1 protein-coding gene is annotated in these 654 nt (G+C 40.4%); it reads left to right on the top strand.

Going from position 1 to position 654, the window contains the following annotated elements; all coding sequences use genetic code 11:
- Positions 1-602: IS256 family transposase (locus tag CHH53_RS16980; protein ID WP_198946076.1), on the top strand; the 602-nt coding region annotated here is incomplete at its 5' end.
- Positions 603-654 lie beyond the last annotated feature (52 nt).

The following is a 654-nucleotide window of genomic DNA, read 5'->3' as shown; positions in this document are numbered from 1 at the left end:
TGCTCGCTTACACGATAGCTCCAACGGAATCTGCGTACGTGTGGAAAGAGTTAATAGAAGATATTCAGACTCGTGGTGTGGAGGAAGTGCTTCTCTTTATTTCGGATGGGCTAAAAGGCATCAAAGCAAGTATTCATGCCGTGTTCCCTAAAGCCAAGTACCAAACATGTTTTGTCCACGTCTCCCGTAATATCGCCCATAAAGTTCGTGTATCAGATCGAAAAGAAATATGTGAAGATCTAAAGATCCTTTACCGTGCAGATGATAAGGACAGTGCTGAAGAAGCATTAGAAGCATTTATAGAGAAGTGGAAAAAATCATACTCCAAAATCACGCAATCCCTGCAAGCTAATCAGGATTTATTCACATTTTATGATTTTCCGAAGTCTATCCGAAAGAGTATTTATTCCACCAACCTAATTGAGTCTTTCAACAAGAAAATTAAGAAGTACAGCAAGCGAAAAGAGCAGTTCCCGAATGAAGCATCACTGGACCGATTTCTCGTCACACAGTTCGAGGAATACAATCAGCGTTTCGCCACACGATGCCACATCGGTTTTGATCAAGCAAGATCTGGAATAGCAGAAATGTTTAACGGGTGACAGAAGCTACAAGAAGAGGAATAAGCTTATTTACACAAAATTATTGACAGTT

The organism is Terribacillus sp. 7520-G (genome assembly GCF_002271665.1).
In the GTDB taxonomy this organism is placed as follows: Bacteria; Bacillota; Bacilli; order Bacillales; family Amphibacillaceae; genus Terribacillus.
This window is presented reverse-complemented; position numbering and strand designations above follow the sequence as displayed.